This is a genomic window from Spirulina sp. 06S082, assembly GCF_034932145.1.
Classification (GTDB): domain Bacteria; phylum Cyanobacteriota; class Cyanobacteriia; order Cyanobacteriales; family Spirulinaceae; genus CCY15215.
Map to the genome: position 1 here is coordinate 1 of NZ_JAYGHV010000148.1, position 18,534 is coordinate 18,534.

Below are 18,534 nucleotides of genomic sequence, written 5' to 3' on the forward strand. Positions count from 1 at the left end.
TTTCCAGATTATAACCACCCGTTTTACAATCTTTGAACATCGTTTCAATGCTCCATCTAGCTCGATAAAAGGATAAGGTTAACTCCAAGTTTGGTAAAGTTGTTAAGATATACCAAGGGTCTTTTTGTTGCGTCTTCCCTCGATATTTTCTTTTCCAATAAACCCCGACATTAAAGTTACCCAAACAATGGGCTTTGGTACAACTAATATTTTCATAAAAATAGGATTGTCCCGGTTTAATTTCTATATCTTTAAGTGCCAGATAAATTTGTTTATCATCGGCGATATAAGTATTTTTCTTTTGACGTAAAGCAAAGTCTACACCCTTCTTCTCCAACCACTTTGCCAATTTTATACTATGAAATTCTCGGTCTCCTAATACGACTATTGGATAATGATGAAGAAAGTGTAATACGGGGGATATTATCATTTTTTGTTGACTTAAATTGCTATTTCCTTTCTGCTCTAATATTTCCCAATAGACCGGAATAGCGTGCTTTCCCCACACCAAACTTAACATCATTATATTTCTCTCTTTCCATTGAGTTCTATCCAGGGCTAACAGAAGATATCCTTGATGAATCAATTTTAATTTTTTCGCTATTCTTCTTTGTTTTCGATTTACTGTTCTCTGTCGATATTCTGTTTTTATCCATTTTTTAAGAATCGGAAACCATAACAGTTTTACACTCAGTTGAGGCAAATTTAAAAATCTTTGCAAGTTTCGCACTCGACTCTCTTGGTTGATTGGACACGGTGAGGAAACCTCACCGTCCCTCAACCGCTTTCATATTTTATCGGCTGGGGAAATAGTTCTGCTAATTGTGACAATCTCACATTTCTGTGGCTTTGCAAAAGCATTATCAACAATTGCAACGTTAGGCGTTGACTTTCATTTAGATGAATCTCAATGACTTTTTGGTATAATTCAGGGAACATTTCTTTTTTGAGTTGTCTGCACCAGACAACTCTATTCTTTTTTGAGGACATTTGCCAAATTCCTTGTCCTCTTTGCCTTTCAGCCCCCTTGTCACCCCTCAAGTGTTGAATTTTAAGACTTTGACACGCTCTTCGGGTTCTCTCGGATTAAATATTTCATCACGAGGACAGTATTCTTTAAAATAGTCTTCAAAATTTATCCAAGGGGAAAATCTAAGCCATCTTTTGGGAACAAAAATAATTGGTTCTTTTGTTTCTGGATTAACGGGTAAATTAGTTTCGTAATCTAGAACAAATTGATTATCTCGATAATTATAAAGTGAAGGTAATACAGTTTTTTCAAGAGGGATTCCAATTTCTTCACATTCTTGGATAGTAAAATCAATAAGAAAACATTTAATGAAATTGCAGCAAATATCACTAATGCGATCTTTTGCTATCCCATTTACATAGAGTTGAATTTCCTCAAAGTGGGTGAAACCATATTTCCCATATTCTGGAATTGTTTCAAAAAGAGAAAGGATTTCATTCGCTTTTTCAGTTCCAATTCTTAACCCCTTGCGTTTCTTGGAAAGACCTAATCCAACCTCGTTACATTCAGAAGCAAGAATAAGTTGATTCTGTGCTTGATGGTGTTTTTCCTTGCGTATCAAAAAATTTAGATGGTTAAAAGCATTAATCAATGATGTATGAAGAGCTTGATCCTGTTGTGAAGGAGATTTCCACAAAAGAAAAGGATCTACATAGAGTGGAATATCTTCATCAAGGAAGGGAATTGCAAAGTCGAGCTTTGATTGAACTGCATCGATGCTATGATAGTCAGTAATCCTTGGTTTTATGATTGTCATATACTTAAGAAAAATCAGGCATTATATCCTATATTATAAAATATTCTTCTGAATATAGCTATAAGAATTACTGCGATTCTAAAATCTTGCATTTATTTTTTATCTGAAACCAGTTCTTATGATTTGCAAGGCGTGCTGTGCTGCTTGTTTGAGAACTCTCTTGACAAAATCGTTGTCTAGCTGATATCCTAGCCTTTAGGTTAGTCTTTTAGTACCTCTATCACAAAGTTAAGGAACGTGAAGCAAAAAGATGTTGATGAGTTTGAACAACTTTTCGGTCAACTTCAAGGCGTTTATGATGAGTTGTCTATTCTTTCAAAAAAATCTCCGGGCGATGCAGTAAATAAATTTAAGCTCAAATTTATCAATCAACTGCTCAACCAATCTAATGAGTTTCTTGGTGAGAAATATCGCCCTTTTCCTGATTTTTTTGAGTTTGATTTAGATGACATACCTCAAAACAGCGATATGGTTTTTATGCTCGCTCAATACCTACAATGCTTTGAAAAGTTTCGTGCAGATAGTATAATGAAGCGTGGTAGCTTCTGGTATTGGGCTGTGGATGCTGAGAATGTGGAAGAGGGTGATGAAAATGGTTTAATTTACATTAATACAACAACACCCAAAAGGCTTAGAACATAACTTTTATGAAGGATTCAAGTCAACAGTACACAACTCAAGAAAAGGTAGCTCTGTATCAATTAGTTAGACCTTTTCTTGAGGATATGACTGATGAATTTAAGGAGCTAAGTAAGAAGAAACCAGATACAGCACTTAGCATCAATAAAGTAAAAATGGTCAATCGACTTCTGGAGAGTTGTCGCAAAGTTCTTGAGGAAGAGAAATCTCTTCAATTTCTTGATTTGATTGATGAAGATAATATTCCGCAGAATAGCGATGTTGTTTTGATGCTTTCACAATACGTTGTAGCTATGGGTAAATTTCGCTCAAATTATTATGACACAGAAGCAGCAGAAGATGATTTATTTCGATTGGGTGATCAATATAAAGATCGTTGGTTTACACATCCCGATACCTAATTTTTCTAATGAAATAGATTATTGAAAACTAATATTTAAGTTTTCTGGCGCTTTTTCTTTGAGGTTGTTTTTTCGGTTCGATCGCCTTGAAAACTGTTGAGATTGGAGTGGCGATCGCTTGGGATTGCGATCGCTAAGGAATTTCTCCTATTTTAGACGCTAATCAGATTGAGCGCGATCGCATCTGCTGAAAAGATTGGTTTTGAAAGTGGCTATAATACAAATAGCCCCCATATTGTCTCATAATACTAGGAGTTAAGATGACTAATTTGACTCTCGACCTAAAAACCGTAAATCTGACTGACGATCAATATTATCAGCTATGTATTAAAAACAAAAATCTTTGCTTTGAACGCAATGCTAATGGAGATTTAGTAATTATGTCACCGACAGGAGGAGAAACAGGAAATCGTAATGGAAAAATCATACAACAATTATTCAATTGGTCAGACGAAGATGAAACGGGAATTCCCTTTGATAATGCAACAGGTTTTACCTTACCTAATGGTGCAGATCGCGCACCAGATGCTGCATGGATTCCTATAGAAAAATGGAATGCACTTCTTCCCAAACAACGTCAAAAGTTTTTGCCACTTTGTCCGGATTTTGTGGTTGAGTTAATGTCTCCTAGCGATTCATTAAAAGCAACTCAACAAAAAATGCAAGAATATTTGGATAATGGTGCAAAATTGGGATGGCTTATTAATCGAAAAACAAGACGGGTAGAAATTTATCGACAAGATAAAGAGGTAGAAGTTTTAAACAATCCTTCTACACTGTCAGGAGAGAATTTATTACCCGGATTCATTTTAAAGTTAGCCAAAATTTGGTGAAGAGAAAAGATACGATCGCGTTTGTTGAGACTTGCTAAAATGATAGGAATGCGTGCGATCGCCATAAATACATCTCTATCATTGTACTGGACGAGTTTTGCTTTTGTTCTCCTGAGAGCGCGATCGCATAATAATGAGCAATTCCCATCCAGTAACAAGGTAATTTAGTTCTGCTTAAACTCGCCGCTTTTTTTGTAGATAAAACTCCTGACAGCTAGAGATAATCCATAAACCCGAATGCGAGTTGCATTGACTGAGTTGGGATCTTTTGCGGAATACCCTTCTACAGCCCCTAAAGAATCCGGTTGTCTGCCAATATTAAAAGACAACTTCTCGTTTTCCTCAAAAGAAAGAGCGCGATCGATCTTTACTGTGGCTAAATCCAGCCAAGGGGATGTTTCTTGACTCCACTCTCGAGTTTGGGTAAAAATCTCGGTTTTATCCCCCTCCATATCCTCATGCAAGCGCAATTGGAGATGATAAATAATCGGTTCTCGAGATAATTTTTCCACATATTCTTTGCGGAGATAATCAATAGGTCTTGTTTCATCGGGACGACGCTTTTGCAGCCAAGGTTTTTCCCAATCTTCCCCCGATACAACCCCAGAATCTATGCCGCGATCGCCTGGAATCAAACGATATTTAACATAGCGGATTTTCCCATCTTTGGCTGTAAAATAATTGACTAACTTTGAGTCATAATAAATCTGACTAAAAGAGTCGGGAGCCCGTCGCATAGTTTCCGCAAAAATCTCTTTAAATTCGCGATCGCTTTGACAATAAGCCTCAAGTCCTTTAGAACTGACGGGTTCATCTTCTCCTTTACCCTTGACCGATGCCAGGGTAAAATTCCAGAAGTCTGTCATGTGGCGAAAAGTTCGCGGTCCCGTATTCATAATAATATCAAGAGGGCTTTCTTCTTCGCGATCGCTGAGTTTGAGAGAAGCACTACGAATGTCCATTGCGGCATCATCTTCAAAAGTAACTGTACCGTGTCGCAGCCTTAAAGGAAACTCTTTTCCTGCTTGCCAAAACTCATGTTCTGGGAATTCTGGGCGATCGACTACGGTTAAAGTTCCTGCACCTCCTACACCATATTTATGGGTAGCGCGTCCTTTTTTTTTAAAAGCTGCCAAAATAAACAGCAAACCGAGGGCGATCGTATAAAAAAAGAACAGAATCGTTTCCCAAATTTTCTTCATCGATCGCGATCTCCATGATTAAAAAACATTTTCGCTTTGTCCTTAAATTAAATATTGATACTCATCATGAGCCATCCCAAAGGAATGCCAGGTTCAATGCGATCGCGATATTCCCAAAGTAGTTTCTTTAGAGGAAGCGGTGCAAACTCAATAGCAGGATTATAACGAACATTGGCTAAAATCCACATAAGTTTAACTTGAGCATCATGTCTTTTTTGCTCAATTTTAGGGTCGTATTTGGGGTCTTCTTTATCCCACAGTCCGATCGCCGCATATTCGATATCGCCCCCATCTTCATATTGTTTATTATTCACCCAAGAATGAAAGAAGATGCAGTGATAGAGTACATAAACACAAAGTTGTTGTAAATCTTCTTGATTCTTAATCTCTAGGGTGCCATATTCTGGCTTCAGAATAGAATGAGTCACCAAATCTTCCGACATTCCCTCAATTTCAGACCAGTAGTTTTGAATTTCTCGCTGGTTATTCACGCAAAAATCACTAACGTATTTTGTCAATAATTCCCAGACGGCAAGGGCGGCGCGATCGAAATGATTATTATCAATAATATCCGGGAGGAATTGCTCTGCTGGGGACCAATGATAGCTTAACATAGCAATTTCTTCGATGAGAACCCCATCTACACTGTCTGCACTTAAGGCGGAGGCTTCTGGAATAAACCCCGTACCTCCAATAATGAGTGATGCTCCTTTCTTATCAATATTAATCAAACCTTCAAAGTGAGGCCACAATAACTTGCGAATCGGACTTTTTTTAATATTGCGATAGAATGCCATCGCATATTGATCCATATTCATGTGAGTTCGACCCAAGTGAGATTGAATTTCTTGAAAGACATACTCGGCACTACGAAAATAATATTTAGCGTCCTCCCAGGATTTCCCGTCTGTGGGAAAACAGGTAATATCTTGGCCTTTCAGGCAATACTTAATGGAATGAACGTGCAGGGCGCGATCGCGCAGCAGAAAACGAGCCTCACTATACTCAGGCAGGAGTCCCCCCGGTTCCGCTTGATAGCGTCCGGTTTTATAATACACAGAATATTGCCATTCTTTCCCTTCAACCCGGTTTAATTTCCCCGGATTAAAGCCATTTAACCGCCGTTCCACAAAGTATTCATCGCTGAACTTATCTGGATGCAGGCGACTTAAGTTAGCAGGCATCCAAGTTTGTAAAAGAGGTCCGGCCATGCTGCGAAAGCCCAATTTTTTAGTGAGTCCCGAAAATGCCCAACCCAAGACGGGAATGAGTGGTAAGGTGGGAAAAGCCTGTAGCCCGACATGAGCCTCATATCTGGGGGTAGGTTCGACTTCTTCCGGTAAGGGACGATCAACATCAAAACGAGGAAAATCTTTACCAGGAGTACCGTAATATTTAAAACGTTCTTTGGGATTGCTGGATGATGGGTTCATCTGTTTAAAGTAAAGTTGTGAAATTTGTAGTCAATACTAGGAGTATTTTTTCTCAACTAACGATTTTTTTAGGATTTTTAAGGAAATGGAAATCCTAGGCATTAATCCTAGGTATTATTTATCGTCTTCTTTCATCCAGTTTGCGATAAACATCGCGAATATCGACGTTATGGTGAGCCAGGGCAACGAGGGTATGATAGAATAAGTCAGCCACTTCCGAGGCGATCGCATCGGCATCATCATCTTTACAGGCCATGACTACTTCTGCACCTTCTTCACCGATCTTTTTCAAGATTTTATTATCCCCTCCAGCTAAGAGTTTGCAAGTATAAGAATTTTCGTTGGGATTATCCCGGCGATCGCAAATTGTGCCGTACAATCCCGAGAGAGTATCTGCGGGGGGTGTTTGCTTTTTCCCTGCCCCTTGGTGAAAACAGCTTCTTTCCCCCGTATGACAGGCAATATCGCCAATCTGTTCGATCGTAACCAAGAGGGCATCGCTATCGCAATCGTAACGCAGAGAGCGAACTTTTTGGATATGCCCCGAAGTTGCCCCTTTATGCCACAATTCTTGACGCGATCGACTCCAGTACCACACTTCTCCAGTTTCGAGGGTTTTCTGCAAGGATTCCCGGTTCATCCATGCCATCATTAAGACGGTACCATCAAGATAATCTTGGGCGATCGCTGGGACGAGGCCGCGATCGTTAAATTTAATGGTTTCGATGGGAATGGCTTGGCTGAAAGAAGAAGCGCTCATTGTTTGCTTAAATGGGTATGGGAAAGTTTTAATCTAGGCGTTCCGGTTTGATTTAAAATCTTACAGAACAACCCTAGTTTAGACAACTATGCACTCCCAGAACGTAGCACTACGCATCCCAAAAGTCAAGCCAGATAACAATATCGAACGGTTTACAGAATGTGTGGAAAGATTGGGAGAGGCATTAATTTGTGGTTAGAATCATCACTTAAGTAAAGAATGTAAATTTCGGACTTTCAATGTTTTGATCTGCCAGGGAGAAATGAATTGTAGATCCCGATCGCTTTGAGAGATTTCAAGAAGATTGGTAGAAGAGGCGATCGCCAAGTTTAATTCTCCTTTCATTTCGATTTGTGCATCTTTTCCATGACATTCATAACAGCGCAGAATATAAGTTTCGAGATCGTTCTCACTAGGTTTAAGTGCCATGAGAATAAGATTTTTAGCGGATAAATTTAATAAACTTCCTTCTGAGAAAAGTTTGTGATTCTGGTTGGGTTTTTCTTGATTTTTCCATTCTCGCACAATCAAAGGTAAATTCAATTCATATCCCTTACGGACTGTCTCTGCAACCTGCCAAGAATCGCGATGAGGATACAAACAATAGGTAAAATGATGTTGACCGCGATCGGCTTGTGGATCTGGCCAAACGGGGCTTTTTAATAGGGTTAAACGCAAGCAATTGGGGCTACTATCATAACCATATTTACAATCATTTAATAAGCTAACCCCATAATCATTATCTCCCAAATCTGCCCATTTTAAGGCAGGCACTTCCCATTTTGCTTTTTCTGCGTCAGTTTTGGGTTTAGTTGTCCGAGAAATTGCACCGCAGGGAATTTCATAAGTCGCAAAATCTGCTTCTAAGTTAAGGGGAAATGCGGCTTTAATAAGAACATGAGTTTCTTGCCAATCTGCATGAGTTTCTATTTTTAAATAGGGAGAATCAAGATCGAGAATATAATCTTGAGAGAATGTAGAGTGATTGATTTTACGAACAACTCGGAGACGCGATCGCACTTCTCCACAGTCTAACCATTCAATAGATTCAAGTTTTGCGGAAGGTAAAGAATTTTGTTGATAATTGGGGTCTATATTCCACGCATCCCAATATTGTCTCTCTTCTTTAAATGCTTGTAGTTGATTGCCTTTTCCCTGTAAAACTTCTCGCTGATTGATTTTATCAAAAACACGGTCTAATTCTCCCGTTTCTGGATCGACTTCTACCCGTAAAATATTATTTTCTAAAACATATTCTTCCTTATTTTCTATTTTTTGTTCCTCAAGGGGTGATGAGTGACGGGTGACGGGTATCAGCCAAAATAATCGATAACCAATTGAGGGAATATTTTCAGCCAAGAATAGTAAAATTTTCCTCCCATCTGTAGGGACATTCAATTGAATATCTCTACAGGATATTAATTGAGATTTGAGCAAATTTCCTTGTCGATCGCAAACTTGCCAATTTTCTGAAGGAATTTGCAAGGAAACAACTTGCGATCGCCTCCAATTGAGAGAATTAAAAACAAGAATCGGTTTCGCATTGGGGAAAGGAGGATCTGGGTAAGAAATAGATTCGGCGATCGCCTCTAAAGCATCTGATAAAACTTTCTCTCCTGTTGCGATCGCCGCTTTCCATTCTTGGTTAGCTGTCACAAAGACTTCAGGAATCGAAGTACCGGGTAAAATATCATGAAACTGATTAAATAGCACTTGCTTCCATGCGTTTTCTATGGCTGTTTGAGGATAGTCAGAATTATTGATTATTTTTGCGAGAGTTGCAAACAATTCCGCTTCATATAATAATCCTTCACAACGACGGTTAAAGTATTTTTGATCGGCATGAGTCGTATAAACACCGCGATGCAATTCTAAATATAATTCATCATTCCATGTTGGTAATATCCCAGGAGAATCTTGCAGAGAATCCAGATATTGCTTTGCCGTAGTAAACTCAATTTTAGGGAAGAAAGGAGAAGAATCCCAGCGTTGCTTGACTTCTAACATATCGCGAGTTGGACCGCCACCATGATCTCCGACTCCTGGCAACCAAAAAACATCTTTAATTCCTGTTTTTTTCTCCCAATCAACCGCGAAATTAGTAATAGTAATGGGATTCGTATCCATGACTCCTGTAATATTGGGAGGAGACATTAAAGTTAATAGTTTTGTGCCGTCAGGAGATTGCCACCAAAACAACTCATGCGGAAATTCTGTACTGTCATTCCAGCGCAGTTTTTGGGTAACAAAATACTCAATTCCTGCTTGTTTTAACATTTGGGGAAGTTGCCAACAAAAGCCAAAACTGTCGGTTAACCAAGCAACCTTGCTTATCTCGCCGAATTTTTCACGAGTGTAACCCTGTCCATAAAGTAATTGTCGAACTAGAGATTCTCCAGAGGGTAAATTCACTTCTGGTTCGACCCACATCCCTCCTAAAGATTCCCACGATCCGGCTTTAATTGCTTCTAGAATGGCTGAAAATAGCTTCGGATGATGTTTTTCTATCCATTCATAAAGAGCGGGGCTTGTATGACAAAATGTTAGATCGGGAAAGTCTTTTTGTAGGTTTAAAACTGATGTAAAAGTTCTTTTTGCAACCTGATAGGTTTCCTTTTGTTCCCATAACCAAGCCATATCGAGATGAGCGTGACCCATCATTTTAATACAGCGTTGTTTGAGAGATGCTGCTAAAGGTTGCAATTTTTGGCGGAGAGATTGGAGAGAATCATGAAAGCGATCGCGATCGCCAACACATCCCCAATCAATCTTCTCAATTTCTGCAAGAAAAATCTCTCGCTTATCTGGCTCAAAATGAGTAAAATATTGATGCAATACTGCTAATTCATTGGCAACGAAACCCGGATCGATCGCATCATAAGCAGATTCATAAAGACAATGCGATCGCATTAATGCACCAATATCATGACCTGGACTGATTAAACGAATGGCAATATTAAAAGTTTCCCCTGGAATCACTGCTTCAGTTAAGAGAATACGTGCAGAAGAATCGAATAAATCGCCAGCTTGAACCAACTTTTGATTCACAAAAATTTGCGTATCTTCACTCCACCAGGTTAAACAGAGTCGCAAGGCTAAATTTTGTAAAGGATAGCCATTCAAAGCATCAGGAATTGTTATTTTTTGGACTAACCAACGTACTTTTCTGCCTGCTTCCCAAACTAAATAACCCTTTTCATTGGGTGAAAATATACGACTGGAAGCAGCGCGATCGCCACAATATCGATTTCCGAAGCGATCGATCTCGATCTCAAAATCTTCAGCAAAAACAGACCAACAATTCTGCACGTCTACTTGTGTTAGTGCGTGTAATTTCTCGATTATCTTCTCAAATTCCATCACTCACTCCAACAATACGGTTTCGATTATACACCTCAAGGGAGGCGATCGCTTCAAACCGGGAATTATTTGGATGGGTTCTTAGCGATCGCAGTAGCCAAACCTTTCAAGCATTATTGTCAGCAACGTCTCTCCAACGCGATTGCCTAGAGGGTGTCCGTTTGCATCCATGCAAGACACAAACGATCGCCCTTCATCTCTACTGGGCTTTTGAAAATTGCGATCGCCAAGCTATCCCAGAATTGACGATCGCCTTTTTTTACTCTCGATTCAAACGTAACAGAATTTGCTCTAATTCTTCATTTAATCGCCCGTATTCTGCCCAATTTCCCGATCGCAAAGCCTCTTCTGCTTTTTGATAGGTTTCTAAAGCAGATTCAACTAAGGGAGAAGATTGAATTCGATCTTCATTCCCAGTTTGTGGCTGAGAAGGAGTTGAAGAGGAAGAGCCAAAAAGTGCCGCTAAAGCAGATTTTAAATCCTTTTCCATGACGCTTTTTTGATCGTAAATTGCAATCACTCGTTTGAGTTCTGGTAATTGCCCTGTTTCTGCTCTTAAGTAAACTGGTTCGATGTAAAGTAAAGAATCTTCAATGGGAATAATCAATAAATCTCCCCGAATAACTTTCGATCCTTTTTGACTCCATAAGGTCAAATGTTCGGAAATCGTGGGGTTTTGATCGATCCGTGCTTCTTGCTGCATCGGTCCGAAAATAAGTTGCTGTTTAGAAAATTGATAGACCAGAGTTTTACCATAGTTTTCTCCATCGGAACGTGCAGCCATCCAAGCGACCATATTTGATTTTTCAATGGGAGTAAAAGGTAAAATCAAAACAAATTCTTCTTGTTTTGATTGCGGAAGACGCATGATCGCATAATAGGGATTCATTCTCTCTTCTTTATCTTCATAAATTTGCTGAGGAATTGCCCACATATCTTCCCGGTTGTAAAATACTTCAGGGTCGATCATGTGATAAGTTAAATACTTCGCTGCTTGAACTTGAAAAAGGTCGATGGGATAGCGAAAATGACTGGCGATCGCGGTGGGAATTGCTTCTGAAGATTGAAAAAGATGGGGGAATATACGACGATAAGTGCTTAAGATTGGATCGTCTTCATCTATTGCCAAAAATTGTATGTTTCCGTCATAAGCATCGATAACAATTTTGACGGAATTGCGAATATAATTAAATCCTCCCGGAGAAGGTTCTGAATAAGGATAGCGATCGCTCGTTGTATAAGCATCGATAATCCATTTTAAGCGCCCGTCAACAATAATTGGGTAAGCATCTCGATCCAATGTTAGAAAGGGGACAATTCGCTGCACGCGATCGCGGATTTGGCGATGGTATAAAATGCGCGATTCTGGGGTAAAATACCCAGAGATGAGAATCTTTAAATTGCCGAAATGGTAAGCATAAACGAGACGGTGAAAAAAGCCAGGAATAGCAACACCCCCCTGACCTGAATAACGATTTGCGGCATTTTCTTGACCGAGAGGATAGTCAAATTCATCGGTACTCATCCCCGTGAAGATATAGCGATCGGTGTTTTCGCCATAATAAATTCTCGGTTGATCAACGGTTAGATCGGTTTCTGAAATGGGGGGAATATCTTTAATTAATAATTGCGGTAAACCTTCTGGACTGACGCGATCGACTGGACTCATAACCAAACCATAACCATGAGTATATTTTAGGCGTTGATTAACCCAGGTTTTACCTTGTGCGGGGACTTGGTTGTAGTCTAATTCTCGCAAGGAAAGCATCACTTGACGATAGGTTTTATCGAGGATGTAGCGATCGATATCGACACCTTTAAAATTATAATAAGGACGAATTTCTTGGAGTTCTTTGTAGGTACTCAGGAGAGGTCGAGTATTCCACAAGCGAATATTATCAATGGTTGTCTTATTGTTTTCTAAGGTTTGCAAATTCAAATTGGATTTAACGGCATAGAGTTGGGTTTGAATCCGATCTAATCCGTAGGCTTTTCGCGTATATTCAATATTATGTTGGATATAGGGTTTCTCTTTGGTCAGTTCATTGGGAGCAACGACTAATTGCTGTTCTAAGATAGGAATTAAGCCTTGAAAAATGAGCGCAATTATGATATATATTCCTACGGAATATAAAGGCAAAGTTAAACGATTTTGACTGATGGAAAATAAGAAAATAGCAGCGAGAGTCAGTGCTAAAAAGCTCATTAAAACTAGAGCAATTTGGCGGGTGTGAACATCCGTATATCCGGTGCCAAAAACAACCCCTTCTGTGGAATAAAGAAGCTGATAGCGTTGTAACCAATAACTAAAAGCAATGAGGAGGGCGATCGCCGATGATAAACTCAGCAAATGTGCCTTAACTTGACCCGCGCATAAATTGTTCCATCCTCGACGGCGATCGATGTTACCTTTAAGAACATAAATTGGAATAGAGAGGGCTAATGCACCTCCAAATAAAGCAAATAGTTCATTTCTCAAACTCAGATAGAAAGGGAGTTGAAAAACATAAAAGCCAATATCGCGATCGTAAATAGGGTCTGCGATCGCAAAATCCGTCCCCCGAAACAATTTTAAGACAGTTTCCCAGGTGTCGGTATTGGCTGCAGCCGCAACTAAAGCGCAGAAAACAATACTTGCAATAGCCAGAAAATTAACTAACCGATGTACCGCATCGGGAGGAATATCATAAGCATTACTCGCAGGGAAAGCCCGAAAATCTCTCTCTCTCGTTAAGTGTCGGGCTAATCGATAATTAAAACCCAGAAAGCCAAGAAAGACTAGAAAAAAGAAGCCCCAAGATAGCGATCGCCCTAGCAAGAGAGTCCAAAATACGCCACTAAACCCAACCGCTTCAAACCACCATAACTCTGTTAGGGCATGGACGACGGGGTTTAAGCCAATCAAGACAATTAAAGCTAGAAAGAGTAGTAAACCTCTGATCCCCAAGCGCATCTTATTCCTTTTATTCCCCTGCAAACGTTCCACAGTCATCTAGCTCCCTTAATTCTGACCTTCCTGTTTCTATTTTGACATCTCTGCTACCAAATCGCGGCCTTTCTTCTCTCATACCCGTACTGATGACAATTAGAAGGGTTCAAGAACAATAAAATTCAAGGATAATTTATAAAAACAAAAAAATACTTATGAGATTTTTATAGCTTGCAAGACAAAGAAATGTTAAAATACGAGACTTGAAAATTTTTCTCTAATATACTGGTGTTTAGTGATTCTTTGCTTTAGTGTCTTTACGCCGAGTTTATGAAATTAAACAACAATTGTCCTAGAATATCCTTCAGCAGAATGGGACTAAGTTCTCTTACTTTACTTCCTCTATTCATTGCTCCTCTTTTTGCTCACAAGGGTTTTGCCATCGCAAAACCCGTGCCGTTGCAACTCGCTCAAAATGAGGAAATAGGCGATCGCCAGCAAATCCTAGCAGAAGCCGATCGCTTATTTATTGAAGGTAAGGGGCAAGAGGCAGAAAATCTTTACCGTCAAGCTAAACCCGATTTTCCCGAACCGGATTTTACCCCCAGTCAAATTCCCGATCCCGTTTACGAAATTGACGCACTATCGGGCGGTCAGCGATTGTGGCAAAACGCTCTTGATGGGATTACCCAAGGGCTGCCAACCAAAAAGTTTTCTTCTCTCCATCGCATGGCAGATAGCTATCCCGAATTTATTCCCGCTCATTTAAAATTGGCTGATGCGTGCTTAGAAAATGGCGCTTTTTGTGAAAATTTTGCAATTGGTGAAGATTCTCCTAAAAACGCCACGCAAGTCGTGGAGCGCGTTACAAGACTCTACCCAGAAGATATCGATCTTCTCTATAAGAAACTCGATATCATGGAAGCGCAAGAAATGTTCTTAGAGGCTTCCATCGCTGCTCGTCAGTTTTCGATTACTTATCAAGATATATATCCAGAAGAGATTTCTGAACTAACAACTCTAGCTGATGACTATCTCAAGCGCTACCAACGCAAAGTCAAACGCGAAGTAGAAGGTAATACATGGATATCATTCATCTTTGATTTAGGAAAGTTAATAGCTACAAGAGATCCCAACCAACTGATTTCAGGAATCCAACTTTTGAGTTTCCTCGGACAAGGAGAAGAAAAGTTTGGGGCTGCTGCTGTTGAATCCCTAGTAGAACAACGCAAAGAAGAAGGAGAATTGGTGGAGGATCCTGAAGTTATCGAATATATTGAAGGGATTGCCGGAAAATTCACTCAATATATGGGACGAGACTTTAATTACGAATACTACGTGATTCAAGATCCAAACTTCAATGCTTTTGTCTATCCGGGAGGGAAAGTCGTCGTTCATACGGGGCTAATTTTGCAAACCAATTCCGAAGCAGAATTAGCGGGCATACTTGCCCATGAAGTTGCTCATGCTGCTCTTTCTCACGGGTTTCAGAATATGGCTCGATCTGGTTTACTCAACCGATTGGGGGATACAATTCCCCTTGTCAATATTGTGACAGATATAAGCAATGCCAAATACAGTCGAGAACATGAACGTCAAGCTGATATTTTAGGCACTCGTGTATTGGCAGCATCGGGTTATGCGGCTGATGGATTGCGAAATGCAATGGTTCACTTGCGTCAACAAAATGGAGGAGAAACAAATCTATTAAGTTCTCACCCGGCCCCGAGGGAACGAGTTCGCTATCTCGAAAGTTTGATTGTGGGGAATGGTTATAATCGCTATGCTTACGAAGGGATCGAGACACATCGCAAAATTCAGCAGAAGTTAAGCGGGGAGTTTGTAGAACCAGAAGTTGCTGAAGAAGAGACTGAGGGAGAAGAAGTTGGAGGTGTTCGGGAAGAGGAAGGTTTAGGAATAGCGCCAGAATTAGGAACTCCCGAATCCGATTTGCCATCCGGAGAAGCCACTCAAACTCCACCTCCACTAACCGAAGGACCTGTCACGCTGATTTCTTCGCAAATTCGCAACGATGTCAAAATTCAACTCAATGGTGCAGAAGTTCAGCCTGATGGACAATATACCATTCGTTTTAGTATTGAGAATCGCAGTGATGAGACATTCTTATTCGTCCTTCCTTTTGCAGCAATTCAGAATGAGAATGGCGATCGCATTTCGGCGAAATTCTCGCTTCTTTCTGAAGACCCAGAAAATATCGATATTCTTCCGGGAGAAACTCGAGAAGGGGAAGTTTGGATCATTGGTAAAAACTGGAATCCCGATACCAAGCAACAAGAGTTGTATTTCGTCATTACAACTGGGAATCGACGTTTTCGTATTCCTTTTTAGCAAAGTTTGGCTCAAAATTTAACGACCTCTAATTGAAAACGAGGAAAGCGCAAAGTTATACTCGTTTTCAACACCTATCTTAAACAGTCGAGTCTACAAAGGACATTTCAGAGTATAGTCCCATTTTGTTGTGTCTATTTCTGTATTTCCTGTAATAATGACTTCAACTTGGCCGGAATTACCCTTAAAGGGCATCGAAATTTTATCTCGACCTGATATGAATCCCGTATCAATTAGATTGCGACCTTCATAAATCACTTGTAATCGATCCTCAACATCATACATTTGATAATTAATTTGAATGATTCCTTCTGTTGCAGTCAATTGAATCGTTCGGCGATCGCCTTCTTGTCCCCCACTGGCTTGCTGTTGGTTACAAAGTTGATAGCCGCGTTCTCGAGCGTGAAAAACTTGAACTTCAATCGATTCTACTGAATTATCGAAAGGTTCGAGATGATCGTAGAAATCAGTGCGATCACTCGTTCCATTATTGGTTGCGTTGCTATTTCCAGCACTTATCCCATTATTTTCTTCATTCGCTTCAGGTTGGTGACAATAGGTATATTTTTGACCCTTTTTGATAAAAACACCTTGGGGTTTTTGAATCGAACGCGCGCTGGCAGCACCCTTATTGACATGAACTTCAAAACAAGGCTCGACATTATAAATTTGTACTAATGTATCTTCATTGCTGGGTTCGGGAGGAACGATAATATCTCCGGGTTCGATAACTCGCAGACTACAATATGTTGCACCTTGAGCGCGAGCGCTTTCCCATAATTCTAGAGCAGTTTCTTCCATTGTTTCTCCTGTACCTCGAGCGGTAAACGGTTGGTTATTCTCACAGGTGACGATCGCCGTTATATCCAATTCTCCCATCCTCCAGCGATCGAGAGTTAGAGCTTTGCAGTCACTTCCGCCACTGGTTTGACATTCTTGCAGGGGAGCTTTACAAGGATCGCTAGAACGGGAAATCTTTAACCATGATTCACCAGAATCTGAGGCAACGCTACAGTAATATTGGAAACCACGGCGCGATCGCTGTGCAATTTGTAACTGTTCAATTTCTCCAGATTTTTCTAAAGCATAAATTTCTCCAGTCATAGGGAGTTTAGCATTTGTTCTACCATATCCTTGTACTCGAATTCCTGTTACACAACCTGTTTTTTTTGTTGCTCTATTTAACCATCGAGCTATAGCAGAATATCCAACATTGAGCGTGCAAGGAAAATAGTAATGTGTCGTTAACTCGTTTCTTGTATCTGCTTGAATTTGCAATCCTAAAGAACGATTAGAGCGGTCGAAAAACTCGAGTTTTGCAAAGGTTCGTCCTGTTGCTGATAAAATGAGCGCATCTTGAATTTTGCGGATCAAGGAACCTCGGCGAACTGGACTTAGTTGTGTTCCGCGACGCATTGACAAATCGTTTGGTCCTACAATTTGGTCAATTTTGGCATGGTCGGGAATTTCAGCAAGACTACTCATCATTGGAAAAAATACCGATGTAGGGAGGATGAATACTGCTAAGAAATAGACAATATTCTTTGTTGATTTGCTTTGCTTTTTTTTTGGTTTCATTGAAGTTAGTCCTTGGGCTAGAGTTACATTTTCTTGAATTTTGTGCTTATTCGTTGCCAATCTCCTTTGTGGATAATGAGATAAGTTTGCATTGGTTAGTAATACGATCTTCTACTACAGCCCATGATGATGGAATAATCAAGTTTGTAATTATAGAGGATTCATAAAATTCGTGGCAGTTTATATTATTCATACCATACAAACCACAACGATTTTCTGTAAATTTACGCCATAATTTTTCAATTTGTTCTAGAGTTTCACAGGGAATAAGTTGTTCTTCTCCTTCTAATACTTCTCCATCATTATTTAGATCGGCGTTAACTCCAAATTCCCGCATTAGAATCATGTAGGTTATTTTTAAAGCACCTGTAGACTGTTCTTCAAACTTAGAATAATCATTTCCTTTAAATATACCAAAATTACCTTTTCTCAATTCGTCTTCAAGTTTTGGCAATCGATGTTCTTGAATAACATCTGCTAAAAATATTTCTGCTTGTGAAGCAGTTGCTGTTACAATCGCTCTTTCTCGATTTAAAGCCTTAAAGTTTTTTTGTTCTTCTGGAGATTTTCTCTGAATTCGATCTTCAAGATTCTTTAAAGAAACTAAAAATTGGTAATCAGCGAGGGCTTTGTCAATATTACCTTTTTGGCGATCGCGATCAGCTATTTCGAGATATTTTGGCAGTCTTGGTGCTAAAGATTTTACCAGTTCTGGGGTGGTCAGATTCAGTGCTGCATCTCGAATTAAGCGATACCTCTCTGTTTGTTGTTGTTGCTGATGTTGTAACCATGATAAGCCAACAGATAAGCTAACAAGACTTAAAAATGTGAATGTTAAGATAGCTCTTCTTCTTTTTTTCGCGTCTATTGCATTTTTACTTTCATCAATATAATCATTTTCTTCTTGAGTTAAATCTCCTAATTTTCCTAATTTTCTAAAAGCATTTTTTTCTCTTATATCCAAAACTTCCAAGAGCCGATAACCTCTTAAAAGTTCATCATTAGCTTGCTTAAGATTGTTACTTTTTTTAAATATTACCCATCTTTGAGTTGCTTCTTCCAACCATTTTTTGGTAATCATTTCTTTCTTGATTTCTTCAATATTGAGACCAAAGAGATCTAAGTATCCCAACAAACTTTCGTGAGCAACTTCAAGAGTTCCTCCTATTTGATTACTATTTCTATCAAAATCACTAATTAATATATTCTCGTCAACAAATATCTTAAGGATTTTGCTCGTTGAACTCTTTTTGAATTTATCTA

General features: G+C 39.5%; 12 protein-coding genes and 1 pseudogene. 4 read left to right on the top strand and 9 right to left on the bottom strand.

The genetic code is table 11. The features are described 5' to 3' along the window. The coding region (locus VB714_RS11060; RefSeq protein ID WP_323224055.1) for an IS4 family transposase at positions 1-730 on the bottom strand (730 nt) is incomplete at its 3' end. A 307-nt stretch (positions 731-1,037) separates the two neighbouring features. Further along, positions 1,038-1,787 (bottom strand): hypothetical protein, encoded by a 750-nt coding sequence (locus VB714_RS11065; RefSeq protein WP_323224057.1) that lies wholly within the window; start codon positions 1,785-1,787, stop codon positions 1,038-1,040. Positions 1,788-2,024: 237 nt separating this feature from the next. Here VB714_RS11065 and VB714_RS11070 point away from each other — a divergent pair, with 237 nt between their 5' ends. The 3 genes from VB714_RS11070 to VB714_RS11080 all read left to right on the top strand — a co-directional run bounded on the left by VB714_RS11070 (position 2,025) and on the right by VB714_RS11080 (position 3,660). Next, the gene (locus VB714_RS11070; RefSeq protein ID WP_323224059.1) at positions 2,025-2,429 is read left to right on the top strand and encodes a hypothetical protein; all 405 of its coding nucleotides are present in this window, start codon (positions 2,025-2,027) and stop codon (positions 2,427-2,429) included. 5 nt (positions 2,430-2,434) lie between these two features. Next, a complete protein-coding gene (locus VB714_RS11075) occupies positions 2,435-2,827 on the top strand; it encodes a hypothetical protein (RefSeq protein ID WP_323224061.1) in 393 nt (130 codons plus the stop codon). A 260-nt stretch (positions 2,828-3,087) separates the two neighbouring features. Then, positions 3,088-3,660 carry a Uma2 family endonuclease gene (locus VB714_RS11080; RefSeq protein WP_323224062.1) on the top strand — a complete coding sequence of 191 codons (573 nt, stop codon included), beginning with the start codon at positions 3,088-3,090 and terminating at the stop codon, positions 3,658-3,660. A gap of 164 nt (positions 3,661-3,824) precedes the next feature. On the opposite strand, the gene VB714_RS11085 is transcribed toward VB714_RS11080, so the two are convergent. From VB714_RS11085 to VB714_RS11105, 5 genes are all read right to left on the bottom strand, one after another. Then, on the bottom strand, positions 3,825-4,862 hold the full coding sequence (locus VB714_RS11085; RefSeq protein WP_323224064.1) for a hypothetical protein: 1,038 nt from the start codon (positions 4,860-4,862) through the stop codon (positions 3,825-3,827). A 47-nt stretch (positions 4,863-4,909) separates the two neighbouring features. Continuing rightward, a complete protein-coding gene (locus VB714_RS11090; protein WP_323224067.1) occupies positions 4,910-6,295 on the bottom strand; it encodes a lipoxygenase family protein in 1,386 nt (461 codons plus the stop codon). A gap of 118 nt (positions 6,296-6,413) precedes the next feature. Beyond that, positions 6,414-7,055, bottom strand: coding sequence for a bifunctional phosphoribosyl-AMP cyclohydrolase/phosphoribosyl-ATP diphosphatase HisIE (gene hisIE, locus VB714_RS11095; RefSeq protein ID WP_323224069.1), 642 nt, complete (start codon positions 7,053-7,055; stop codon positions 6,414-6,416). Positions 7,056-7,259: 204 nt separating this feature from the next. After that, positions 7,260-10,415 carry an alpha-mannosidase gene (locus tag VB714_RS11100; protein ID WP_323224071.1) on the bottom strand — a complete coding sequence of 1,052 codons (3,156 nt, stop codon included), beginning with the start codon at positions 10,413-10,415 and terminating at the stop codon, positions 7,260-7,262. A gap of 259 nt (positions 10,416-10,674) precedes the next feature. Next, positions 10,675-13,407: a UPF0182 family protein gene (locus VB714_RS11105; protein WP_323224073.1), complete on the bottom strand. Its 2,733-nt coding sequence runs from the start codon at positions 13,405-13,407 to the stop codon at positions 10,675-10,677. Between the two features lie 309 nt (positions 13,408-13,716). On the opposite strand from VB714_RS11105, the gene VB714_RS11110 reads away from it, so the two are divergent. After that, positions 13,717-15,693: a M48 family metallopeptidase gene (locus tag VB714_RS11110; RefSeq protein WP_323224075.1), complete on the top strand. Its 1,977-nt coding sequence runs from the start codon at positions 13,717-13,719 to the stop codon at positions 15,691-15,693. Between the two features lie 93 nt (positions 15,694-15,786). Here the strand turns inward: VB714_RS11110 and VB714_RS11115 are convergent, their stop codons facing one another. Further along, positions 15,787-17,181, bottom strand: a complete 1,395-nt coding sequence (locus VB714_RS11115; RefSeq protein ID WP_323224077.1) for a hypothetical protein — start codon at positions 17,179-17,181, stop codon at positions 15,787-15,789. A gap of 136 nt (positions 17,182-17,317) precedes the next feature. Then, positions 17,318-18,534, bottom strand: a pseudogene (locus VB714_RS11120) (hypothetical protein); the annotation flags it as partial.

Coding starts and splice junctions, on each gene's coding strand:
- VB714_RS11065 (WP_323224057.1), bottom strand. CDS start 1,787: ATGACAATCATAAAACCAAGGATTACTGACTATCATAGCATCGATGCA.
- VB714_RS11075 (WP_323224061.1), top strand. CDS start 2,435: ATGAAGGATTCAAGTCAACAGTACACAACTCAAGAAAAGGTAGCTCTG.
- VB714_RS11080 (WP_323224062.1), top strand. CDS start 3,088: ATGACTAATTTGACTCTCGACCTAAAAACCGTAAATCTGACTGACGAT.
- VB714_RS11085 (WP_323224064.1), bottom strand. CDS start 4,862: ATGAAGAAAATTTGGGAAACGATTCTGTTCTTTTTTTATACGATCGCC.
- VB714_RS11090 (WP_323224067.1), bottom strand. CDS start 6,295: ATGAACCCATCATCCAGCAATCCCAAAGAACGTTTTAAATATTACGGT.
- hisIE (WP_323224069.1), bottom strand. CDS start 7,055: ATGAGCGCTTCTTCTTTCAGCCAAGCCATTCCCATCGAAACCATTAAA.
- VB714_RS11100 (WP_323224071.1), bottom strand. CDS start 10,415: ATGGAATTTGAGAAGATAATCGAGAAATTACACGCACTAACACAAGTA.
- VB714_RS11105 (WP_323224073.1), bottom strand. CDS start 13,407: ATGACTGTGGAACGTTTGCAGGGGAATAAAAGGAATAAGATGCGCTTG.
- VB714_RS11110 (WP_323224075.1), top strand. CDS start 13,717: ATGGGACTAAGTTCTCTTACTTTACTTCCTCTATTCATTGCTCCTCTT.
- VB714_RS11115 (WP_323224077.1), bottom strand. CDS start 17,181: ATGATGAGTAGTCTTGCTGAAATTCCCGACCATGCCAAAATTGACCAA.